This window comes from Marivivens donghaensis (assembly GCF_030410045.1).
Classification (GTDB): domain Bacteria; phylum Pseudomonadota; class Alphaproteobacteria; order Rhodobacterales; family Rhodobacteraceae; genus Marivivens; species Marivivens donghaensis.
Genome location: NZ_JAUFRA010000009.1, coordinates 164,102 through 182,834 on the forward strand (window position 1 = coordinate 164,102; position 18,733 = coordinate 182,834).

15 protein-coding genes are annotated in these 18,733 nt (G+C 55.6%); 6 read left to right on the forward strand and 9 right to left on the reverse strand.

Features of this window, described 5'->3' with window-relative positions; translation table 11 throughout:
• Positions 1-108 precede the first annotated feature (108 nt).
• Positions 109-2,565, forward strand: coding sequence for a penicillin acylase family protein (locus tag QWY83_RS13990; protein WP_249947083.1), 2,457 nt, complete (start codon positions 109-111; stop codon positions 2,563-2,565).
• On the opposite strand, the gene hflX is transcribed toward QWY83_RS13990, so the two are convergent.
• The 4 genes from hflX to trkA form a co-directional block, all read right to left on the reverse strand.
• On the reverse strand, positions 2,566-3,864 hold the full coding sequence (hflX, locus tag QWY83_RS13995; RefSeq protein ID WP_249947082.1) for a GTPase HflX: 1,299 nt from the start codon (positions 3,862-3,864) through the stop codon (positions 2,566-2,568).
• On the reverse strand, positions 3,848-4,081 hold the full coding sequence (gene hfq / locus QWY83_RS14000) for an RNA chaperone Hfq (protein ID WP_067545032.1): 234 nt from the start codon (positions 4,079-4,081) through the stop codon (positions 3,848-3,850). The genes hflX and hfq overlap by 17 nt, the downstream gene beginning before the upstream one ends.
• Before the next feature lie 110 nt (positions 4,082-4,191).
• Complete coding sequence (locus QWY83_RS14005) at positions 4,192-5,712, reverse strand: TrkH family potassium uptake protein (RefSeq protein WP_249947081.1); 1,521 nt, start codon at positions 5,710-5,712, stop codon at positions 4,192-4,194.
• On the reverse strand, positions 5,712-7,088 hold the full coding sequence (gene trkA / locus QWY83_RS14010; protein WP_249947080.1) for a Trk system potassium transporter TrkA: 1,377 nt from the start codon (positions 7,086-7,088) through the stop codon (positions 5,712-5,714). Before trkA ends, QWY83_RS14005 begins: the two co-directional genes overlap by 1 nt.
• Before the next feature lie 213 nt (positions 7,089-7,301).
• On the opposite strand from trkA, the gene QWY83_RS14015 reads away from it, so the two are divergent.
• A complete protein-coding gene (locus QWY83_RS14015; protein ID WP_290246019.1) occupies positions 7,302-7,910 on the forward strand; it encodes a TetR/AcrR family transcriptional regulator in 609 nt (202 codons plus the stop codon).
• 6 nt (positions 7,911-7,916) lie between these two features.
• Here QWY83_RS14015 and ntrX read toward each other — a convergent pair whose 3' ends face one another.
• The 5 genes from ntrX to dusB form a co-directional block, all read right to left on the reverse strand.
• Entirely contained in the window at positions 7,917-9,314 is a 1,398-nt protein-coding gene (gene ntrX, locus QWY83_RS14020) for a nitrogen assimilation response regulator NtrX (protein ID WP_105235081.1), read from the reverse strand.
• A gap of 15 nt (positions 9,315-9,329) precedes the next feature.
• A complete protein-coding gene (locus QWY83_RS14025) occupies positions 9,330-11,585 on the reverse strand; it encodes a sensor histidine kinase NtrY-like (RefSeq protein ID WP_249947079.1) in 2,256 nt (751 codons plus the stop codon).
• Positions 11,586-11,678: 93 nt separating this feature from the next.
• Positions 11,679-13,043: a response regulator gene (locus QWY83_RS14030; protein WP_249947078.1), complete on the reverse strand. Its 1,365-nt coding sequence runs from the start codon at positions 13,041-13,043 to the stop codon at positions 11,679-11,681.
• Complete coding sequence (locus tag QWY83_RS14035; RefSeq protein WP_249947077.1) at positions 13,043-14,125, reverse strand: two-component system sensor histidine kinase NtrB; 1,083 nt, start codon at positions 14,123-14,125, stop codon at positions 13,043-13,045. The genes QWY83_RS14030 and QWY83_RS14035 overlap by 1 nt, the downstream gene beginning before the upstream one ends.
• Positions 14,122-15,096 carry a tRNA dihydrouridine synthase DusB gene (dusB, locus tag QWY83_RS14040; RefSeq protein WP_435404540.1) on the reverse strand — a complete coding sequence of 325 codons (975 nt, stop codon included), beginning with the start codon at positions 15,094-15,096 and terminating at the stop codon, positions 14,122-14,124. The genes QWY83_RS14035 and dusB overlap by 4 nt, the downstream gene beginning before the upstream one ends.
• Before the next feature lie 213 nt (positions 15,097-15,309).
• Here dusB and QWY83_RS14045 point away from each other — a divergent pair, with 213 nt between their 5' ends.
• The 4 genes from QWY83_RS14045 to QWY83_RS14060 all read left to right on the forward strand — a co-directional run bounded on the left by QWY83_RS14045 (position 15,310) and on the right by QWY83_RS14060 (position 18,716).
• Entirely contained in the window at positions 15,310-16,431 is a 1,122-nt protein-coding gene (locus QWY83_RS14045; RefSeq protein WP_249947075.1) for a bifunctional 2-C-methyl-D-erythritol 4-phosphate cytidylyltransferase/2-C-methyl-D-erythritol 2,4-cyclodiphosphate synthase, read from the forward strand.
• Positions 16,428-16,925, forward strand: coding sequence for a phosphatidylglycerophosphatase A family protein (locus tag QWY83_RS14050; protein ID WP_249947074.1), 498 nt, complete (start codon positions 16,428-16,430; stop codon positions 16,923-16,925). The genes QWY83_RS14045 and QWY83_RS14050 overlap by 4 nt, the downstream gene beginning before the upstream one ends.
• Positions 16,922-17,401, forward strand: a complete 480-nt coding sequence (locus tag QWY83_RS14055; RefSeq protein WP_249947073.1) for a CinA family protein — start codon at positions 16,922-16,924, stop codon at positions 17,399-17,401. Before QWY83_RS14050 ends, QWY83_RS14055 begins: the two co-directional genes overlap by 4 nt.
• 154 nt (positions 17,402-17,555) lie before the next feature.
• The gene (locus QWY83_RS14060) at positions 17,556-18,716 is read left to right on the forward strand and encodes an ammonium transporter (protein WP_249947072.1); all 1,161 of its coding nucleotides are present in this window, start codon (positions 17,556-17,558) and stop codon (positions 18,714-18,716) included.
• Positions 18,717-18,733: the final 17 nt, after the last annotated feature.

Genomic DNA, 18,733 nt, shown 5'->3' on the forward strand with positions numbered 1-18,733 from the left:
ATATTTGGTCGCGGGCTTGTCCCTTTTGCTTTTGCCGAATATGCACCATCACGATAAGTAGAGCCGTCGGCACCAAAACGAACGCCGATGCTGTGCGTTGGGGGCAGTATGATCACCGTGTTTCGTTTGATGTTTTGGCTTGCGTCTGGGCTCATTGGCTTGACCTTGGCGGCTTTCGTGCTGGCCTATTATTTCGCCTCACGGTCCCTGCCCGATTACAACGAAACGATCGCCGTGAATGGTCTGGGCGCAACGGTCGAGGTCGTGCGCGATAATTCTGACGTGCCGCATATTTTCGGTGAAACCGATCCCGACGTTTTCTTTGCGCTTGGCTTTGCCCATGCCCAAGACCGCATGTGGCAGATGATCACCGATCGCCGCACCGCTCAAGGACGCATGGCTCAGGTTTTCGGGCAATCGATGCTGCCGTCCGATATCCTAATGCGGCGTCTGGATCTCTATAATCTGTCGTTATCGAGCGTTGAGGCGCAGGATGACCAAACCAAAGCCGCGCTTGAAGCCTATAGCGCAGGTGTGAACGCGTGGTTGAACGAGGTGAACAATGGCGTGCGAGGTCGTGGCGCACCCGAAATGTGGGTGTTCAATCAGCCCATCGCCCCTTGGCAGCCTGCCGATAGCATCGCGCTCTTTAAACTCTATGCCTTCCGTCAAAGCGGCCACCTTCAGGCCGAAGTTCTGCGCGCCAGCGTGTCGCAGCGCATCGCTGACGACCGTATCCATGATATTTTGCCCGAGGTTCCGGGAACGAGCGTCACTGCGCTGCCATCCTATGCGTCGCTTGTTCACGATCTGCCGACCGAAGTTGCGTTCGATTGGTCCGACGCTTCGCGCGCGGGTTTTCCTGCCGCTGATTTTTCGGGTGCCTCGAACGCTTGGGCTGCGGGCCCATCACGGTCTACATCTGGATCGACCCTTCTCGCCAATGATCCGCATGGGATGCTGACCGCGCCATCGCCGTGGTATTTGGCACGTTTGGAGCTGTCGACTGGCGGCGTTATTGGCGCAACGATCCCCGGTGTACCTGTGGTGCTCACGGGACGCAGCGCGAGCCTCGGTTGGGGGATCACCAGCGCTTGGGCCGACGATATGGACCTCTACCTCGAGGAGGTCGATGAAAACCAATCCAATCGGTATCGCACCGCGGATGGCTGGGCCGACTTTGTAACTCGCGAAAGCATCATTGAAATCGCCGATGCGCCTGCCGTTACCCTTAAACTCTTATGGACCCAGAACGGACCTGTTCTGCCGCCCGATCAGTTTAACCTCGCGACCATCCGTCCAGCGGGTCATGTCGTGTCTCTGGCTTGGACTGGTCTGAGCGATCAGGACACCTCATTGTCCGCGGCCATGGGCATCATGCGCTCTCGCTCTGTTCGGTCCGCGATTGATGCGGGTCGGAGTTATATTGCACCCGCTCAGAACCTGATGCTGGCCGATCCGAATGGGATTGCTATGCAAACCATCGGTGCGATCCCGTCGCGCGACGAAGCACACCAGAGCAAGGGCCGCATGCCGACGTATGGCTATCTTCCGCAGAACCAATGGCTCGGCTCCCTGCCTTATGACAGCAATCCGTCGATCGTCGATCCCGAGGGTGGCATCATCGGCAACACCAACAACAAAACCAGCACCGCTGCGTTCCCGAACCATGTGTCCTATGTCTGGGGCGACAGTCAGCGCATATATCGTTGGCAGCGCCTTATGCAGGCGCGAGGCGTCCACACGCGGGAAAGCTTTATCGAAGCGCAGCTGGATACGGTCAGCTACACTGCCCGTTCGCTCTTGCCTCTCGTTGGTGCGGACCTGTGGTTCACTGGCGATCCTGCACCCGAAGGCACACCAGAACGTCGCCGTCAGCAAGCGCTCGATATGTTGGCCTCGTGGAATGGTGAAATGAACGAACACCTGCCCGAGCCGCTGATTTATGCGGCGTGGATGCGTGCGTTACAGGATCGATTGATCCGCGATGAACTGGGTGATGTGGCGGACGCATTTACGCACGTTGATCCGATTTTCATTGAGCGGGTTTATCGCGACATCGGTGGTGCCTCCGCTTGGTGCGACGTGATCCAATCTGCACCTGTTGAGACCTGCGTCGACATCGCACGGCAGTCTTTGGATGAGGCGTTGATCTGGATTTCTGAGAACCAAAGCGGTTCGCTTGAGTCGCTTCGCTGGGGCGACGCTCATACCGCGGTTCACTTGCACAAGACGCTCGCAGATGCACCCATTTTGCGCTGGTTCGTTAATATTCACCAATCGACCTCGGGCGGCGACAACACGCTCTTGCGTGGATTGACCTCGGGCGTCGACCCTACCCCGTTCCGCAATGTTCACGCTGCTGGGTATCGTGGGGTTTATGATTTTGCGGACCCAGATAGTTCTGTCTTTATCATTTCAACGGGTCAGTCTGGCCACCCGCTCAGCCGCTATTACGATGACATGGGCGAACTGTGGCGACGCGGGGAGTATATCCCCATGTCGCTCGATCCATCCCTTGCGCGTGCGGGTGCCGTGGGCGTTACTGTTCTGGTGCCGAACTGATCAGAGGCGTTCGTAGCGGTCTTTCTGGATTTGTGTCCATTTGACCGTCATCTGATAGCCTTCGTCGGTCTGAACATCCGCTTCGACTACGCCTTGCGCAAACAGCCATGCCCGTGCTTTGCCTGCGCTAAATGGCAAGGTCAAAACCTCGATCATGTGATCAGGGCGCAGTTTCAGCGAAATCGCGTCGAGCAGCGTATCTATGCCTTCGCCCGTAATCGCCGAAATCGCAAAGATATCTTCGGTACGCTCGGCCTGTGTCCGAACCGCGTCAGCCTGCTCGTCGTCGAGACGATCAACCTTGTTCCAGACCTCGATCATCGGCGCTGTTTCAGCAACGCCAAGTGACTGAAGGATGGTATGAACATCCTCTGACTGTTCTTCGGTCTGTTCGTGGCTGATGTCACGGACGTGAACGATAAGATCGGCGTCGAGAACTTCTTCGAGGGTCGCACGGAAGGATGCGACTAACTCGGTCGGCAGGTCAGAGATAAAGCCCACCGTGTCGGAGAGGATGATCTCTTCACCGCTCGGCAAATTGAGACGACGCATCGTCGGATCGAGCGTCGCAAAGAGCATGTCTTTGGCAAACACCTCCGCACCGGTCACGCGGTTGAACAGCGTCGATTTCCCAGCGTTGGTGTAACCAACCAGCGCGACAATCGGGAACGGCACCTTAGCGCGCGCCTTGCGGTGCAGTTCGCGCGTCTTAACCACTTTGTCCAACTGGCGACGCAGACGAACGAGCTGTTCGTCGATGGCGCGGCGGTCCGCCTCGATCTGCGTTTCCCCCGGACCACCCACAAAGCCCAAACCACCCCGCTGACGCTCAAGGTGGGTCCATGCCCTCACAAGACGCGTGCGTTGATAGGACAAGGCAGCCATTTCGACCTGCAGCACACCTTCGCGGGTGCGTGCACGATCCGAGAAAATTTCGAGGATCAGGCCAGTGCGGTCGAGAATCTTAACGCCCCATTCTTTTTCAAGGTTCCGCTGCTGAACAGGACTCAGGTGTCCATCGACCAAGACGAGTTCAATCTCTTCGGCTTTGAACTGCTGGTTCAATTCCTCGATCTTGCCCGAGCCGAACAAATAACCCGGCTGAACTTTAGGCAGCGATACGACCGTCGCACCAAAGACCTCCAACGATGGAAGGGCCGCCGCAAGTGCGACAGCCTCGTCTAGCGCCGGAGCAGCAGCACGGCGGTTACGATCCGATTTGATGTCTGGGTGGAGCACCCAGGCCCGCGTTGCAGGCCTGTCCGTTTCCTCCATGATGGTCTTACTCTTCGCCGTCATAAAGGCTGACAGGTGCAGCCGGCATTATCGTGGAGATCGCGCTCTTATACACCAGTTGCGATTTACCATCGCGGCGCAGGAGCACACAGAAATTGTCGAACCACGTGATGTCGCCCTGCAGTTTTACACCGTTCACTAAAAAGATAGTGACCGAGATTTTAGCTTTGCGAACATGGTTAAGAAAAGCATCCTGAAGGTTCTGCTTGTCGGCCGCCATTGATATTATCCTTTGTTCTTGTGGCCGCGGACCGGCCTCCGTCTTTGGTGTGAGTATGTCTAACCCGCGAAAGAGATTCCAGCCCCAAAATCAACCATCTATCGTAGGGTCTATTTGCGCCAAAAATCGGGGTTGAAAAGAGCAATAATCGCCAGCGCCTCAAGCCGCCCCAGTACCATCGCAAGCGCCAGCACCATCTTGGCCTCATTGGTCACGCCAGAGATTGAAATCGGTGCCTCAGCTGCGATTTCGACCAAGGGACCCGTGGTCGACAGCGCGGCAACGGCGAGCACCATTGCGTTCTCAAACTGCACGCCAGTTAGTGAAAGCGCAGTGAGCACGCCGACGATGGATAGCGCAAAGAGCATGAAGAACACCCATGCAATCTGCGCCCCCTGCCGACGAATGCGACGCGCCTCTTGGCCCGATCCACCAACGGAACTAGGGTGAACCAGCCGTTCCAATTCGCGTTCGGAATGGCGGAACAGTGCGTAAACTCGCAAGAGTTTGACCCCGCCCGCGGTCGTCGCAATCCCGCCGCCTGTGATCGACAGGCCAAGCAAAACCAACCCCGGCGTTGAGAGTTCGGACCAATCCGCGACTATCGACCAGTAACGTGATTCAAACCCTGTCGTGGTCAAGAACGACATTACAGTGAAGACGCTACCCCAAAGGGCCTTTAGACCAGTGAAAAGCCCGTGGATGCGATGTTCTTCAAGGATGCCAACGTAATGGCGAAGATACAAGAGCGTCGGCACAATCGTGATCAATAAGAGCGCCATTTGTATTTCGGGGTCTTTGCGCAAACGGCCCTTTTCTTGGGCGAGGATATCGCTGCTGAAAGTTAGACGAGAGACCGCAAAGAACATAAAGGCAAAGATCAGTATTTCGCCAAGAACGCCACCGTTGGCCCAATACAAACCGCCCGTCGCCGAAATCCCTGAGGTCGACATGGTGGACATCGCGTGGATGAGAGCGACAAAGGGACGTTCACCGACGGCTGACAGACCAACCCAAAGTGCGAATGTCAGCCCGATATAAAGCGGCGCAAGTTGCAGGGTGTAGCGCGTCAAACGCTCGGACGTATTTGCGACCCGCGTGATTTGAACAAAGCTCTGCACAGTGCCCTGAGGTGCACCCGCGTTCCGCACCTCGAATCCGCCTAGGTTCATCGGTGCGAGGATCGCGACAGCGGTGATCCAAATAAACAGACCACCCATCCAACCCACGATCGCGCGCCAAAGGTGCAGCGCCGCATTCATCCGCCACGGACTGTCGTAGAGCGTAGACCCCGTGGTGGTGAAATCCGACACCATCTCGAACCACGCATCGAAAAAGGTCGTTCGACCGTGGGCTTCGTGAAATGGAACGGCGAGGAGGATCGGTAGGATCAGGTAGGCGCCGACCAAAGTGATCAGGTGGCTACGCGCCACACGGCGCGGTTGCTGGCCATGTGTTGCGAACCCGATCAGGGTCGTGAGCAACATAAACAGGATCATCGAATAAAAGAACGGTCGCGCAATCGCGTGGTGCCCATGCGACAATGCAAAAGCCGCAGGCGCAATCATCGCCAGAGACGATATCCCCATAAGAAGGACAAAAAACGGAAGGTCTGTGATCCGCTTAAGCATCAGAAGAAATCGATCGAAACCTGAAGCAACTGTTCCACTGCAGGAACATCAGAGGTCATCGCAAAGATCGCAACGATGTCCCCTTCTTCGACACGCAAGTCGCCAGTGGGTTTGAGGTATTTCCGATCACGGAAAATCCCACCGACCAGCACGCCCTCTGGGAAATCAATCTCTCTGATACGTTGCCCAGAAATTGGCGAAGTACCGAGGACATAGGCTTCGATCATCTCGGCTTCGGCATCACCAATCGAATAAACCGCCCGTACGCGACCGTGGCGGATATGTCGTAGGATCGAGGAAACGGTTGTGGCTCGTGGGTTGATGTAGGCGTCGATGTCGAGTGGCCCCATCAACGGCACCAAAGTCGGGTCGTTGGTCAAACAGATCGACATACCCGCGCCAAGAGATTTTGCACGCACCGCTGCCAGCATGTTCGTCTTATCGTCGTCCGTAATCGCCAAGACTGCATCCGCGCTGCTTACGTTCGCCTCTTCAAGGAGCGCCGCGTTCAAGCCGTCACCATGCAAAACAATCGTCCGCTCTAGGGCGTCAGCCGCAATCTCAGCTCGCGCACGGTTCTTCTCGATGACCTTCACACGAACGCGGTCCGTGCTGGTTTCCAAAGCACGCGCCACAGCGAGGCCGACATTGCCCCCACCGATGATCACCACGCGCTCCTGTTTGACGTTGGTTTTGCCAAACACCTCTAGCGTTCGTGTCACGTCATCGGTGCTTGTAAAGACATAAACATCATCGCCCGGGAAAATCTGATCGCCTGGCGCGGGTGCGAACAGTGTTCCCTCGCGGCGAATACCGACAACAATAGCGCGCAAGGTGGAAAACAGGTCGGTCAACTGGCGCAGAGGCGTGTTAATAACGGGACAATCCTCGCGGACGGTGATCCCCAAAAGCTGTGCCTTCCCCTCAAAGAAGTTCTCAGTGTCAAAGGCCGCTGGCGATGACAACCGCTGCAGTACGGCCTCTGCCACTTCGCGTTCAGGGCTAATCACCACATCGATGGGCAAATGATCGCGACGATACAAATCGGAATAGATAGCGTCCAAATAGCTTTGTGCCCGCAAGCGCGCGATTTTGCGCTGAACGGCAAACACGGAATGCGCCACCTGACAGGTGACCATGTTCACTTCGTCAGAATGTGTCGCGGCGATGATCATCTCTGCATCCCGCGCCCCTGCCCGTTCTAGCACGTCGGGATAGGATGCATGTCCAGTCACACCGTTCACGTCCAAGGTCTCTGTCGCACGACGCACCAGCTCGGGATTGTTATCAACAACGGTTACGTCGTTTCGTTCCGAAGACAGGTGCCGCGCAATCTGCCAACCAACCTGACCAGCGCCACAAATGATAACTTTCATGACCGAGCTTCCTAATATCTTGGTTGGGCTACAAGTGGCAGATGCACAGGAAAGGGTCAATGGAAGCCCTCTCTTTGATGCTAAGGTAAGGAATTCCTTACTAATCCATAGCGTGCATTAGATTAACTATCGTCTTGCTTGAATTGTAAGAATAAAATTCGCAGCACATTATCCAGTAAGAAGAGTTTAGTGATGTCAAAACTACATCGTTCAATGGTTCAATCGACCGGTCGGATTGCCCAAAAGGCAAAAACTAGAAACCAACTTTTGAACGCCACCAGAGAGTTGATGGCTGAACAAAGCGTGGTCACCGTTGCAACTGTTGCCGAACGCGCAGGGATTTCCACCGCGACAGCCTACCGTTATTTTCCAAACCCAGAGACGCTCCAACTCGAAGCCGTCACGAGCCAAGACATCGGTGCGCAGGCCGACTTCATCCAGCATTTTCAATCGAACTGTACGGAAGATTTGTCTGTCATTGATCGCGTCAATCTCGCCAATCGTATCGTGATTGATTTCGTGATGCGAAATGAGGCTGGATATCGGTTGTTTATCGCGAAAACGCAGGAAAAATTGGCATCTGCCGCAAATTCTGACGTATCGGCTATTCCCTACGCGGCACGGCGTTTGGCTCTGATCCGCTTGGCGATGGACCCGCTGCGCCAGAAGCTCGGAACCTCTTTCTATCAGGCCTGCGATATGGTGTTTGTCGCATCTGGACCTGAGGTCTACTTTATGCTTCGCGATACCTGCCGCCACAGTGCGCAGGACGCAGCGCGCAGCATCGAAAACAATCTGCGCGCCATCATTTCATCATTCTAACAGCAATTAATCCTGTTCGATTTGGGCGATCCGTGCGCCCGCTTTGCTCGTCGTCACAACGCCTAGCGATTTCAATTTGCGGTGTAGCGCGGACCGTTCCATCCCGACAAAGGACGCGGTGCGGCTAATGTTGCCACCAAATCGGTTAATTTGGGTCAGCAGATATTCCCGCTCAAACAGTTCACGTGCCTCACGCAGCGGCAAAGTCGCAAGCGCCCCAGACAGAACGATCCGCCCTTCGGTCGCAGCACTCTCCTCAACATTTGGAAGCTCCTTCGCGCTGATCGGCTCGGAACTATCGCCAAGGATAAGAACGCGTTCGATCACGTTCTTCAACTGACGCACATTCCCTGGCCAAATCATGGTTTGGAGCATGGCACGGGCATCTTCGGACAGCGCCCGCATTGGCAGGCCCTGCGACTTATTCAGTTCAGCGATAAAGTGTTCTGCCAAAAGCGGAATATCATCGCGACGCTCTTCCAAGGTCGGGACCTCAATCGGAACAACGTTCAGACGGTGATAGAGTTCTTGGCGGAAATTACCCGCCTCAATCTCGGCATTCAGGTCACGGTTGGTAGATGAGATCACACGAAGATCGACCTCAATTACATCGGAACCGCCGACGCGAGAAAACTTTTGATCAACAAGGACCCGCAAAATTTTGGTCTGTGTTCCCAATGGCATATCGGCGATTTCATCGAAATAGATGACGCCACCATTCGCCTGCTCCAGTAGCCCTTTCTCTAGGCCACGCTCGGTGCCTTCGCGCCCGAACAGAACTTCTTCCATGCGGTCTGGATCAATCGATGCAGAGCTGACCACTACAAACGGAGCATCCGCTCGGTTCGAATTCGCATGAATGTACCGCGCCGCAATTTCTTTGCCCGCACCAGGACCACCCGTTAACATCACGCGGCCATTGGATTTTGTGACCTTATCCAGTTGCGATTTCATGATGCGGAATGTTGCACTATCGCCTAGCATTTCCGCCGTCGGGCCATCAGACCGTTTCAGAGCGATGTTCTCACGACGCAGGCGCGATGTTTCCATTGCGCGTTTAATAACGACCAGCAACTGATCAATATTAAAAGGCTTTTCGATGAAATCGTAGGCGCCTTGTTTGATCGCAGCGACCGCAATTTCAATGTTGCCGTGACCAGAGATGATCACGATCGGAATTTCGGGATGGTCTTTTTTCACCTTCGACAAAATGTCGATCCCGTCCATGTGGCTGTCTTTGAGCCAAATATCGAGGATCATCAACGCTGGTTTTTCTGCCGCGATTGCGCCCATGCATTCGTCTGCATTGGCAGCCATACGGGTCGAAAAACCCTCGTCTTTCAAAATGTCCGAGATGAGTTCGCGGATATCGCGTTCGTCATCGGTGATTAAAATATCGCCCATAAGTCCCTCATAAACTCACGTTTTCTGGTCTAGCGGTCCCGCCGCAAGCACAGGTAGATCAATAACAGCCATCGCGCCGAAATGGCCGGTGCCGTCATAGGTTTCGGCGTCCTCAAGAGTGAGAGTGCCGCCATGTTCTTCGATAATTTTGCGCACAATCGGCAGGCCAAGGCCGGTGCCCTTGTCGCGGGTGGTGACATAGGGTTCGAACAGTCGCGCACGATCCTCAGGCAAACCGATGCCGTTGTCAGAAATCGTGATACGCGCCAATCCGCTATCAACAGCCATTGTCACGCGGATCTCTGGCGTGAAGTCGGCTCCCATTTTTTCCTGACGTGTTTCAATGGCTTCGCCAGCGTTCTTAATCAGGTTCGTAAGGGCCTGCCCGATCATTGTTTGATCAATTTCGGCATCTACGTGATGAGTTGGGATGTCACTTACAAACCTTACAGATGGCTGGCCAACTTCTTGAAGTGAAACGGAATCCTTGAGTAGCTTCACCAAATCGAAGGTCGTTTTGACGGGTTCTGGCATCCTAGCGAATTTTGAGAACTCGTCGACGATGCGCCGTAAATCGCCCGTCTGCCGAACAATGACGTCCGTCATTTGTGTTAGGCTGTCGCTCTCTTCACCAACTTTAGGCCCGAATTTACGTTTGATCCGTTCCGCAGACAATTGGATCGGCGTCAGTGGGTTCTTGATCTCATGCGCGATCCGCTGGGCGACATCACCCCAAGCTGCAGTGCGCTGAGCGGTCACGAGGTCGGTCACGTCGTCAAACGCCACAACATACCCTTCAAGTGCGGCTTCACCCTCACCTTGGATTTGCGCACGCCGCGTACCCATACGAACCAACAAAGTCTCTTGTTTACCGGACCTTATCAGGTTCAGCTGTTCTTGAACGACTTCACGTCCTTCGGTTCGCAGGGCGTCAAAAACGGGGCCGAATTCTGGAACGGCGACTGACAGAGCCACATCTTTTTGCATGCTGTCTATGTCGAGCAATCGACGCGCCGAGCGGTTTACAAAACTGATATTGCCATTGGGATCTAGGCCGATAACCCCCGACGTAATCGAGCCAAGCACAGAGTCGAACAACCGACGGCGGCCTTCAATCTGCTGTGTGTTTTCCAGCAACTCCGTACGTTGAGCCTTAAGTTGCTCTGTCATCTTGTTGAAATCGCGACCCAATTGCGCGATTTCATCATCACCTACGATCTCTGGAACACGAACATCTAGATCACCTTCACCGACGCGGTGCGAGGCGGTCACAAGACGCCCAACAGGCCGTGCAAGGCGTTCAGCGAACCAAAGTCCTAGCCAAATCGCGGCAAGAATTAGGATCGACGCAAACCCGAGGTAAACGAGGCCGAATTCAAAAAACAAACGTCCACGCTCTTTCTCTAACTGATTGTAAAGGCCCACAGTTTGTTCAGTTTCGTCAAGAAGCGACAAGACGCTCCCGTCGACTGCGCGGCTCACATAGAGGTAGCGATCAAGGTAGCTTTCCAGCGGAATAACGATCCGAAATTCGTTGTTATCCCAGTCCTCGATCAAAAGTTGGCCGTCCGCATCAGCAACCGCAATCTCTTCGGGTGTGAGGCGTTCGAGGTCAAACTCATAGGACCCCACGGCGCGGGCACGGAAATCACCTGCACTATCAATCACAAACGCCTCAGTGAGGGTGCGGTCGATCTGCGGTTGAACGGCGGCTAGAGCCTCGCGGATTTGGCCATCTGTCATGAATGGAGTCGCTTGGCGTTTGAGGTTGAGATACCCCGCCAATGCCTCCCCATCGCGGGTCAATTCACGACGGTGCTCGTCCTTATAAGCCTGCGCCGCGGAAAGTGAGTTGTTCAGAACATTCCCAACGCGCTCCGAAAACCACCCCTCAAGGCCCATGTTAATCGACAGAACCGCGAAAATAGCGACCATCACCGTTGGGATCAGCGCCAAGAGTGCGAAAACACCTGTCAAACGAAGGTGAAGGCGCGATCCCGCAGACCGAGCGCGACGGGCTGCAACCATTTTCGCCACGCGCTGCATGACGAGCGATGCAACGACTAGAATGTAAACAAAGTCAGCAAGCAGAACGAGACGCAGCGAATTATCCGCAGCGCCTTGATCCAGGGGTCCCAAAACAACAAATGTCAGCGCCACAAGAGTTGGCCCCAAGAGAACCAACCCGAGCGTTGCAGCGTTCTGAACCGAACGCTTTCGTCTCCACCAGCTGAACTGGCTGAGGATTTGACCCAAGAGGGAGTGTTGCACCCGCTCGTCCTGTAAAATGCGAGGTTTTCCCCGCTACCGCCTTATGTGGTCAAAAGGTCATTGCGACTCTTCCGCCACTGTTGTGTGGCTAATTTACATCAACTTACGGCGCCGTGTCACGCGGATATCGAGCTCGGTGATCTTCTTTCTGAGCGTATTTCGGTTTATCCCGAGAAGATCAGCACATTTCGCCTGATTGCCGCCTGTCGCATCCAGTGCAATCTCGATCAACGGCGTCTCAACTTCGCGCAAAATACGTTGGTGCAGCCCTGGAGGCGGCAGCACGCCGCCATGCAAATCGAAATACCGACGCAAGTGTTTGGTCACCGAAGCCGAGAGTTTATCGCCGGAATCGCCACTGCGCAGCGGCTCCATCGCAGGCTGGTTGCTGAGGATCATCTCCATTTCACTGCGCGTGATTTCTTCCTCGGCAGCAGTCGCAACCAATCGACGCATGGCGTTTTCCAACTGGCGCACGTTTCCGGGCCAACTATAGGCGCGAGCCAAATCAAGCGCCCCTTGGGACAGACGGCGTGCAGGCATGCCGTCACGCTCTGATTTCGACAGGAAGTGTTCAGTAAGGATGGCAACGTCATCAACCCGTTCACGAAGCGATGGAACGGCAATGGTCACGCCAGATAAGCGATAGAACAGGTCCTCGCGAAATTCCCCGGACTCCATCCGCGACATCAGGTCAATCTGGCTGGTCGCCATGATCCGCGGCGCGTTCTCGCCCAAGGCATCCAGCATCCGCACAATTCGCGCTTGGGCGTCGTGGCTCAGGTCTCCCACTTCGTCAAAGAGGACCGAACCACCTTTGGCGCGTGCGATTACGGTGCTAGGGCCGTCCATCCCTTCGAGGTCAGAGGGCGCCACAACAACAAACGGCAAGCTCCGGCGGTCTGACAGGTCATGAATTGCGCGGGCAATCAATGATTTACCCGTACCACTTTCGCCCGTGATCAACACAGGAAGCGGAGTGTTCATCACGCGTGCGACAAGCCGATACAGCGCCTGCATCGCTGCTGTCCGCCCCACGAGAGGCAAATCCCCAGTCCGTTCATCGCTATCACTACGCGGCGCGGGCGCACGGCGTTTGACTTCCAGCGCACGCGCCGAACGTTTCATCAGGTCAGGTAGGTCAAACGGTTTCGGCAGATAGTCATAGGCATCTGCCTCAGCCGCTTGGATCGCTGTCATGATGGTGTTCTGTGCCGAAATCACGATGACAGGCAGACCCGGTCGAAGCTCTGCGATCTTGGGCAGCTGTTCCAGACCATTTCCGTCGGGCATGATCACGTCAGAAATAACAAGATCGCCCTTCCCTTCCTCGACCCAACGCATCAGCGTCACAATTGACGACGTGGCGTGGACCTTACAGCCAGCCCGCGTCAATGCTTGGGTCAAAACGGTGCGAATTGTGCGGTCGTCATCGGCGACGAGGACTGTGCCGTCCATTAGATCTCTCCGTCAGTCAATTGTAGGTCTTTGGGCGCAAGAGGTAGTGAAATGCGGAACAAGGTGCGTCCGGGAACGGAGTCCACCGAAATCCAGCCTCCAACGTCGGCGATCAATTTGGAGACCAGCGCAAGACCAAGGCCCGTTCCGTTCTCTCGTCCAGAAACAAAGGGTTCAAATACATCTGCCGCGATTTCGGGTGGCAATCCGGGACCATCGTCGATCACCTCGATCTGAAGCGGCAACCGTGCATGGGTTCCGTCAGGACGACGCACGCGCAACGACGGATCATAGAAGGTCCGCAGGCGGATAGTGCCGCCCATGCTGCCTGCCTCGGAGGCGTTTTTCAGCAGGTTCAGGAACACCTGCAGTAACTGGTCCGCATCCGCCATTGTTTGAGGCAGCGACGGGTCATAGTCCTCGACGAACATCATATGCGCGCCAAACCCGATTGAAGCTGATTGCCGTGCGCGATCCAAGATGTCGTGAATGTTTACGGGCTTTGCGACAGGTGGGCGAAGGTTTCCGAATTGCTCGACCTGCTCCAAGAGTTTTACGATACGGCGGCATTCATCGACGATCAGGTCGGTCATTTCCTGATCCTCAGAATTGAGGTTCATCGACAACAATTGCGCCGCTCCCGTGATCCCCGCCAGCGGGTTCTTGATCTCGTGTGCCAGCATCTCAGCCATGCCAATCGCGGACTTTGCGGCCTTTCCCGACGACGTGTTGATCGTCATGCGGCTCGCGATTTCGCGCGGTGAGATCATCATCACCATCTGGTCTTCGGTGCCTTGAAGCGGAGAAAATTGGATGTTGCATTGCATCGGCGGGCGTTCACCCGATCCCACATCGATGTCGTTTACAAAAAGGGACGTTTTGTATTTCCGCGCCCGTTCAAAGGCCTCTTCCATCGGCGCGTCAATCATCACCTTTTCCCAAACATTCGCGCCCGTCAGGGCTTTGGATGACAGGTTGAGGAAGCTTTCAGCAGCGGGATTACTGTCGAGGATTGTGTCATCCCCACCCAACAACAAGGCCGGAACAGGCAGCGAATTCCATAGGTTTTGATCATTGATCATGCTGCACGTCTTTCCATGTCACATAGCGCGTCGGGCAAAAGACGCAGAACCTGTTCTGGTGTTTTTTCTGTTAGAACCGCGCGGCGAACCTCTGCGCTTGGTGCGGCTTGATCCATGTACCAACCCAAGTGCTTCCGCGCGACGCGCCCGCCAAGGTCGATCCCGTAGAATGAAAGGATCGCCTCGTAATGTTTTGAAACTAAGTCGATAAATTCCGCAACGGTCGGCGTTTCTGGCGCTTTGGTGCCAGAAAGCTCTGCCGCGATTTGCGCGAGAACCCAAGGCCGCCCTTGGGCGCCTCGCCCGATCATCACGCCATCTGCACCTGACCGATCAAGAGCCGCTTTGGCCGAGGCGCTATCAACAATGTCGCCGTTCGCAATCACGGGGATCGTCACCGCATCTTTGACCGCGCGGATCGCATCCCAATCTGCTTTGCCTTTGTAGAATTGGCATCGCGTGCGACCGTGGATGGTGATCATCTTGATCCCTGCGTCCTCAGAGCGTTTGGCGAGCGTTGGAGCGTTCAGTAGCGCATCGTCCCAGCCCAAACGGGTTTTGAGAGTGACGGGCACGGAAACCGCGTCCACGACCGCCTCAATCAAAGTGAGTGCGTGGTCCAAATCCTTGAGCAAGGCCGAGCCAGAGTAACCGTTCGTCACCTTTTTCGCGGGGCAGCCCATGTTGATATCGATCATCCGCGCACCGTTGGCCTCGATCAGCCGAGCAGCCTCTGCCATCCAATAGGCCTCGCGCCCTGCGATCTGAACGGCGGTATTGGCCTGATCGTATCCCAGTTCAGCCTTTTCGCGGACACCGGGTTTCGCTTGGATCATTTCCTGACTGGCGACCATTTCGGACACGACCCATCCCGCGCCGAACTCACCGACAAGTTGGCGAAACGGCAGGTCAGTGATCCCCGCAAGCGGAGCCAGCGCCACCGTCGGCGTTAGGGTCACATCACCAATCAATAAGGAATCGTTCCGAACCACCAATTTTGCCTATTTGTTGAGCGTTCGGTTCTGATCTAGCCATTTCGCACTCAACCCACAATAAAATCAGCGATAATATTTAGGCATTTGCGTGTTGTTGCTTAATTTTTAATCAAAACGCCCGCAAAGCTATCATGGTTTGCGTGACCCGCCTGAGGCGCTTAAGACTGCGTAAAACGAACCGAGGTTTTAATGACGACAGCAGCATTGATTGTGGCGGCGGGACGCGGTGTCAGAGCGGGCGGTGATATCCCCAAGCAATGGCGGAGCATCGCGGGCGAGATGATCCTCACGCGGTCCATTGCTCGTTTTTCTAGCTGTGATCTGGTTGTCGTTGTTCTTCATCCCGACGACATGGATCGTGCTACCGAATTGACGGGGTGTCGCTGTGTTGCCGGTGGCGCGACCCGCGCTGCCTCTGTTCGGGCGGGGCTTGAGGCGATGGTTGAAACCGCACCTGATTTCGTATTGATCCACGATGCAGCGCGTCCATTGGTGCCCCAAGCCGTAATTGACCGTGTTTTGACGGCATTGAAAACCTACCAAGCAGCGGCGCCGGCCCTCGTGGTGACAGATGCCCTCTGGCGAGGGGAAGCCGGAACCGTCATTGGAACGCAGGACCGAAATGGCCTTTACCGAGCACAGACGCCGCAAGGGTTTCACTACCATGCAATCCTTGCCGCCCATCGCAGCCTAGTTGGCGACGCTGCGGATGATGTGGAGGTCGCACGGCGGGCTGGGCTTGACGTTACCATTGTGGCGGGCGACGAGACGAACATTAAAATTACGGCTCCCGAAGATTTTGCGCGAGCCGAAGCAATATTGAGGGCCGACATGGATATTCGCACTGGCAACGGGTTTGACGTTCACGCTTTTGAGGACGGCGATCATGTCTGGCTCTGCGGCGTAAAAATCCCGCACGACAAGGCGCTCAAGGGTCATTCGGACGCGGACGTTGGGATGCATGCGGTGACGGATGCGATTTACGGCGCGCTTGGGATGGGCGACATCGGCCAACATTTCCCGCCCTCCGATCCACAATGGAAGGGTGCCGCCAGCTATATTTTCCTCGAACACGCATGTGCCTTGGCGCGTGAAAACGGCTTTACCATCACTCATGTTGATTGCACGCTGATCTGCGAACGACCCAAGGTCGGTCCGCACGCAGCGACGATGAAAGCGGAAATGGCGCGGATCATGGGGCTTGATGAGACGCGTGTGAGCGTCAAGGCAACCACATCAGAACGGCTCGGCTTTACAGGTCGCGAAGAAGGTATCGCATCCATTGCAACAGCAACATTGGTGAAACTATGAAAGAACTCGCTCGTCTCGCTGTAACCGTCTTTTACGTCGGCCTTCTGCGCCCTGCCCCCGGCACGTGGGGATCGTTGGCCGCCCTGCCCTTTGCCTGGGCGATTTATCAAATCGGTGGGGTTTGGTTCTTTGCTTTCGCGATTGTCGCTGGGTTCCTCAAGGGGCTGTATTTCACGAACATATACATCGACGGTAAAAAAGATCACGACCCGTCCGAGGTCGTTATCGACGAAGTTGTCGGCCAGTGGGTCGCCCTTGCGCCCGTGATCTATGGTGCATCGATGATGAACATCGACGTAACCCGTCTCTGGCCGGGTTGGGTCTGTGCATTCATCTTCTTCCGCCTGTTTGACATTACAAAGCCCGGTCCTGTCGGTTGGGCGGATCGCAAAGGTGGCGCTATGGGCGTTATGCTCGACGATGTGATTGCGGGTGTCTTTGCCGCGATTGTGACCATTGGCTTTGCTGCGCTGTTTCATCTGGTGCTGATGTGAGCCGCGCTGCCCGCCTTCTCGAAACTGCACGCGCCAAAGGCATAGTCATCGCCACAGCAGAGAGCTGCACAGGTGGGATGGTGTCTGCTGCAATCACCGATATCGCGGGAAGTTCGACAATTTTTGATCGGGGTTTTGTCACCTACACCAACGACGCTAAAATCGCGATGTTGGGTGTGTCAGCCAAAACCTTAGATGCTTTTGGCGCGGTGAGTGAACAGGTCGCCGATGAGATGTGCCGCGGTGCGCTGGCACAATCCAACGCAACGCTTGCCGTGTCGATCACAGGGATCGCTGGCCCCGGTGGGTCCGACTTCAAACCCGAAGGTCGTGTCTGCTTTGGGATCACCAACGGCACAGCAACGCAGACCGAAACAGTCGAGTTCGGCGCCTTAGGCCGCGAAAACGTGCGGCTAGCAGCGCGGGACCATGCACTTGATCTCTTACTTAGGGCCACAGATTCAGTGTTGCCCTGATTTTAATCTTAGCACCCTGTGACCGCCTAATATTTAATCACTTACAAAACTGCTGAATATTTTATCACGATATTCCGCGATTGCGCCTTTCCTAAGCACTTCGAATCCTGCCTTTGCCCACCATCAACGGGAAAACCCAATTCTGGAGGGGACAATGAACGGAGCGGATACCGCCTGGATTCTTGTGGCCACTGCGCTTGTGCTATTCATGACACTGCCGGGCCTTGCACTGTTTTATGGGGGCCTTGTCCGCGCCCGTAACGTATTGAGTGTGTTCATGCACTGTTTCACAGTTGCCTGTCTGATGAGCGTTCTGTGGCTTGTCGCAGGTTACTCTATTGCATTTGGCGGCGAAGGCGCATTCTGGGGCGGCCTGTCCAAGATGTTCCTCGCTGGTGTTGATGCAGACACCGTCTCGGGCACCATCCCCGAAGTGCTGTTCTTTGCCTTCCAGATGACCTTCGCAATCATCACCCCTGCCCTGATCATCGGTGCCTATGTCGAACGTATCGGCTTTGGGTTCGTACTTGCGTTTTCGGCGGCTTGGATGCTGTTGATTTATGCTCCCGTCACGCACTGGATCTGGGGCGGTGGTTTCCTTGCGCAGATGGGCACTGTCGATTTCGCGGGTGGTATTGTGGTTCACGAAACCGCTGGCCTCGCGGCGCTGATTCTCGCGCTCGTCCTTGGTCCGCGCAAGACCAAGCACACCCCTCCGCATAATCCGGGCCTCGTGTTTATCGGCGCTGGCATGCTCTGGGTCGGCTGGTTTGGCTTCAACGGTGGCTCGGCACTCGCAGCAAACGGTTCGGCTGCAATGGCGATCACCGTGACCCACCTGTCGGCTGCGACCGCTTCGCTGTCTTGGGCGCTCTGGGAACGTATCAAATTCGGTCGCGCCTCGCTTGTCTCTATCGTGACAGGTTCGATTGCTGGTCTTGCATCGATCACCCCAGCGGCTGGCTCTGTCGGTCCTGTTGAGGCCCTGATCATCGGCGCAATTGCTGGCGTCCTCTGCCAAGAAGCCGTCGTCCTGATCCGTGACAAACTGAAAATCGACGACTCGCTCGACGTGTTTGCTGTTCACGGGATTGGCGGTATCTTCGGCACGATCATGCTCGCTGTCTTTGGCGCAGCTACATGGACCGCTCAGCTCGGCGCTCTTGCAATCGTCGGTATCTTCACCGTCGTTGGCACGCTGATCATCATCTACGTGGTCAAACTGATCTTCCCGATCCGTGTTGATCTAGAGACCGAGACGAACGGCCTCGACCTATCGGTTCACGGCGAACGCGCCTACGAACTGAACTCCTAAAACGATCAGGGGGCCGA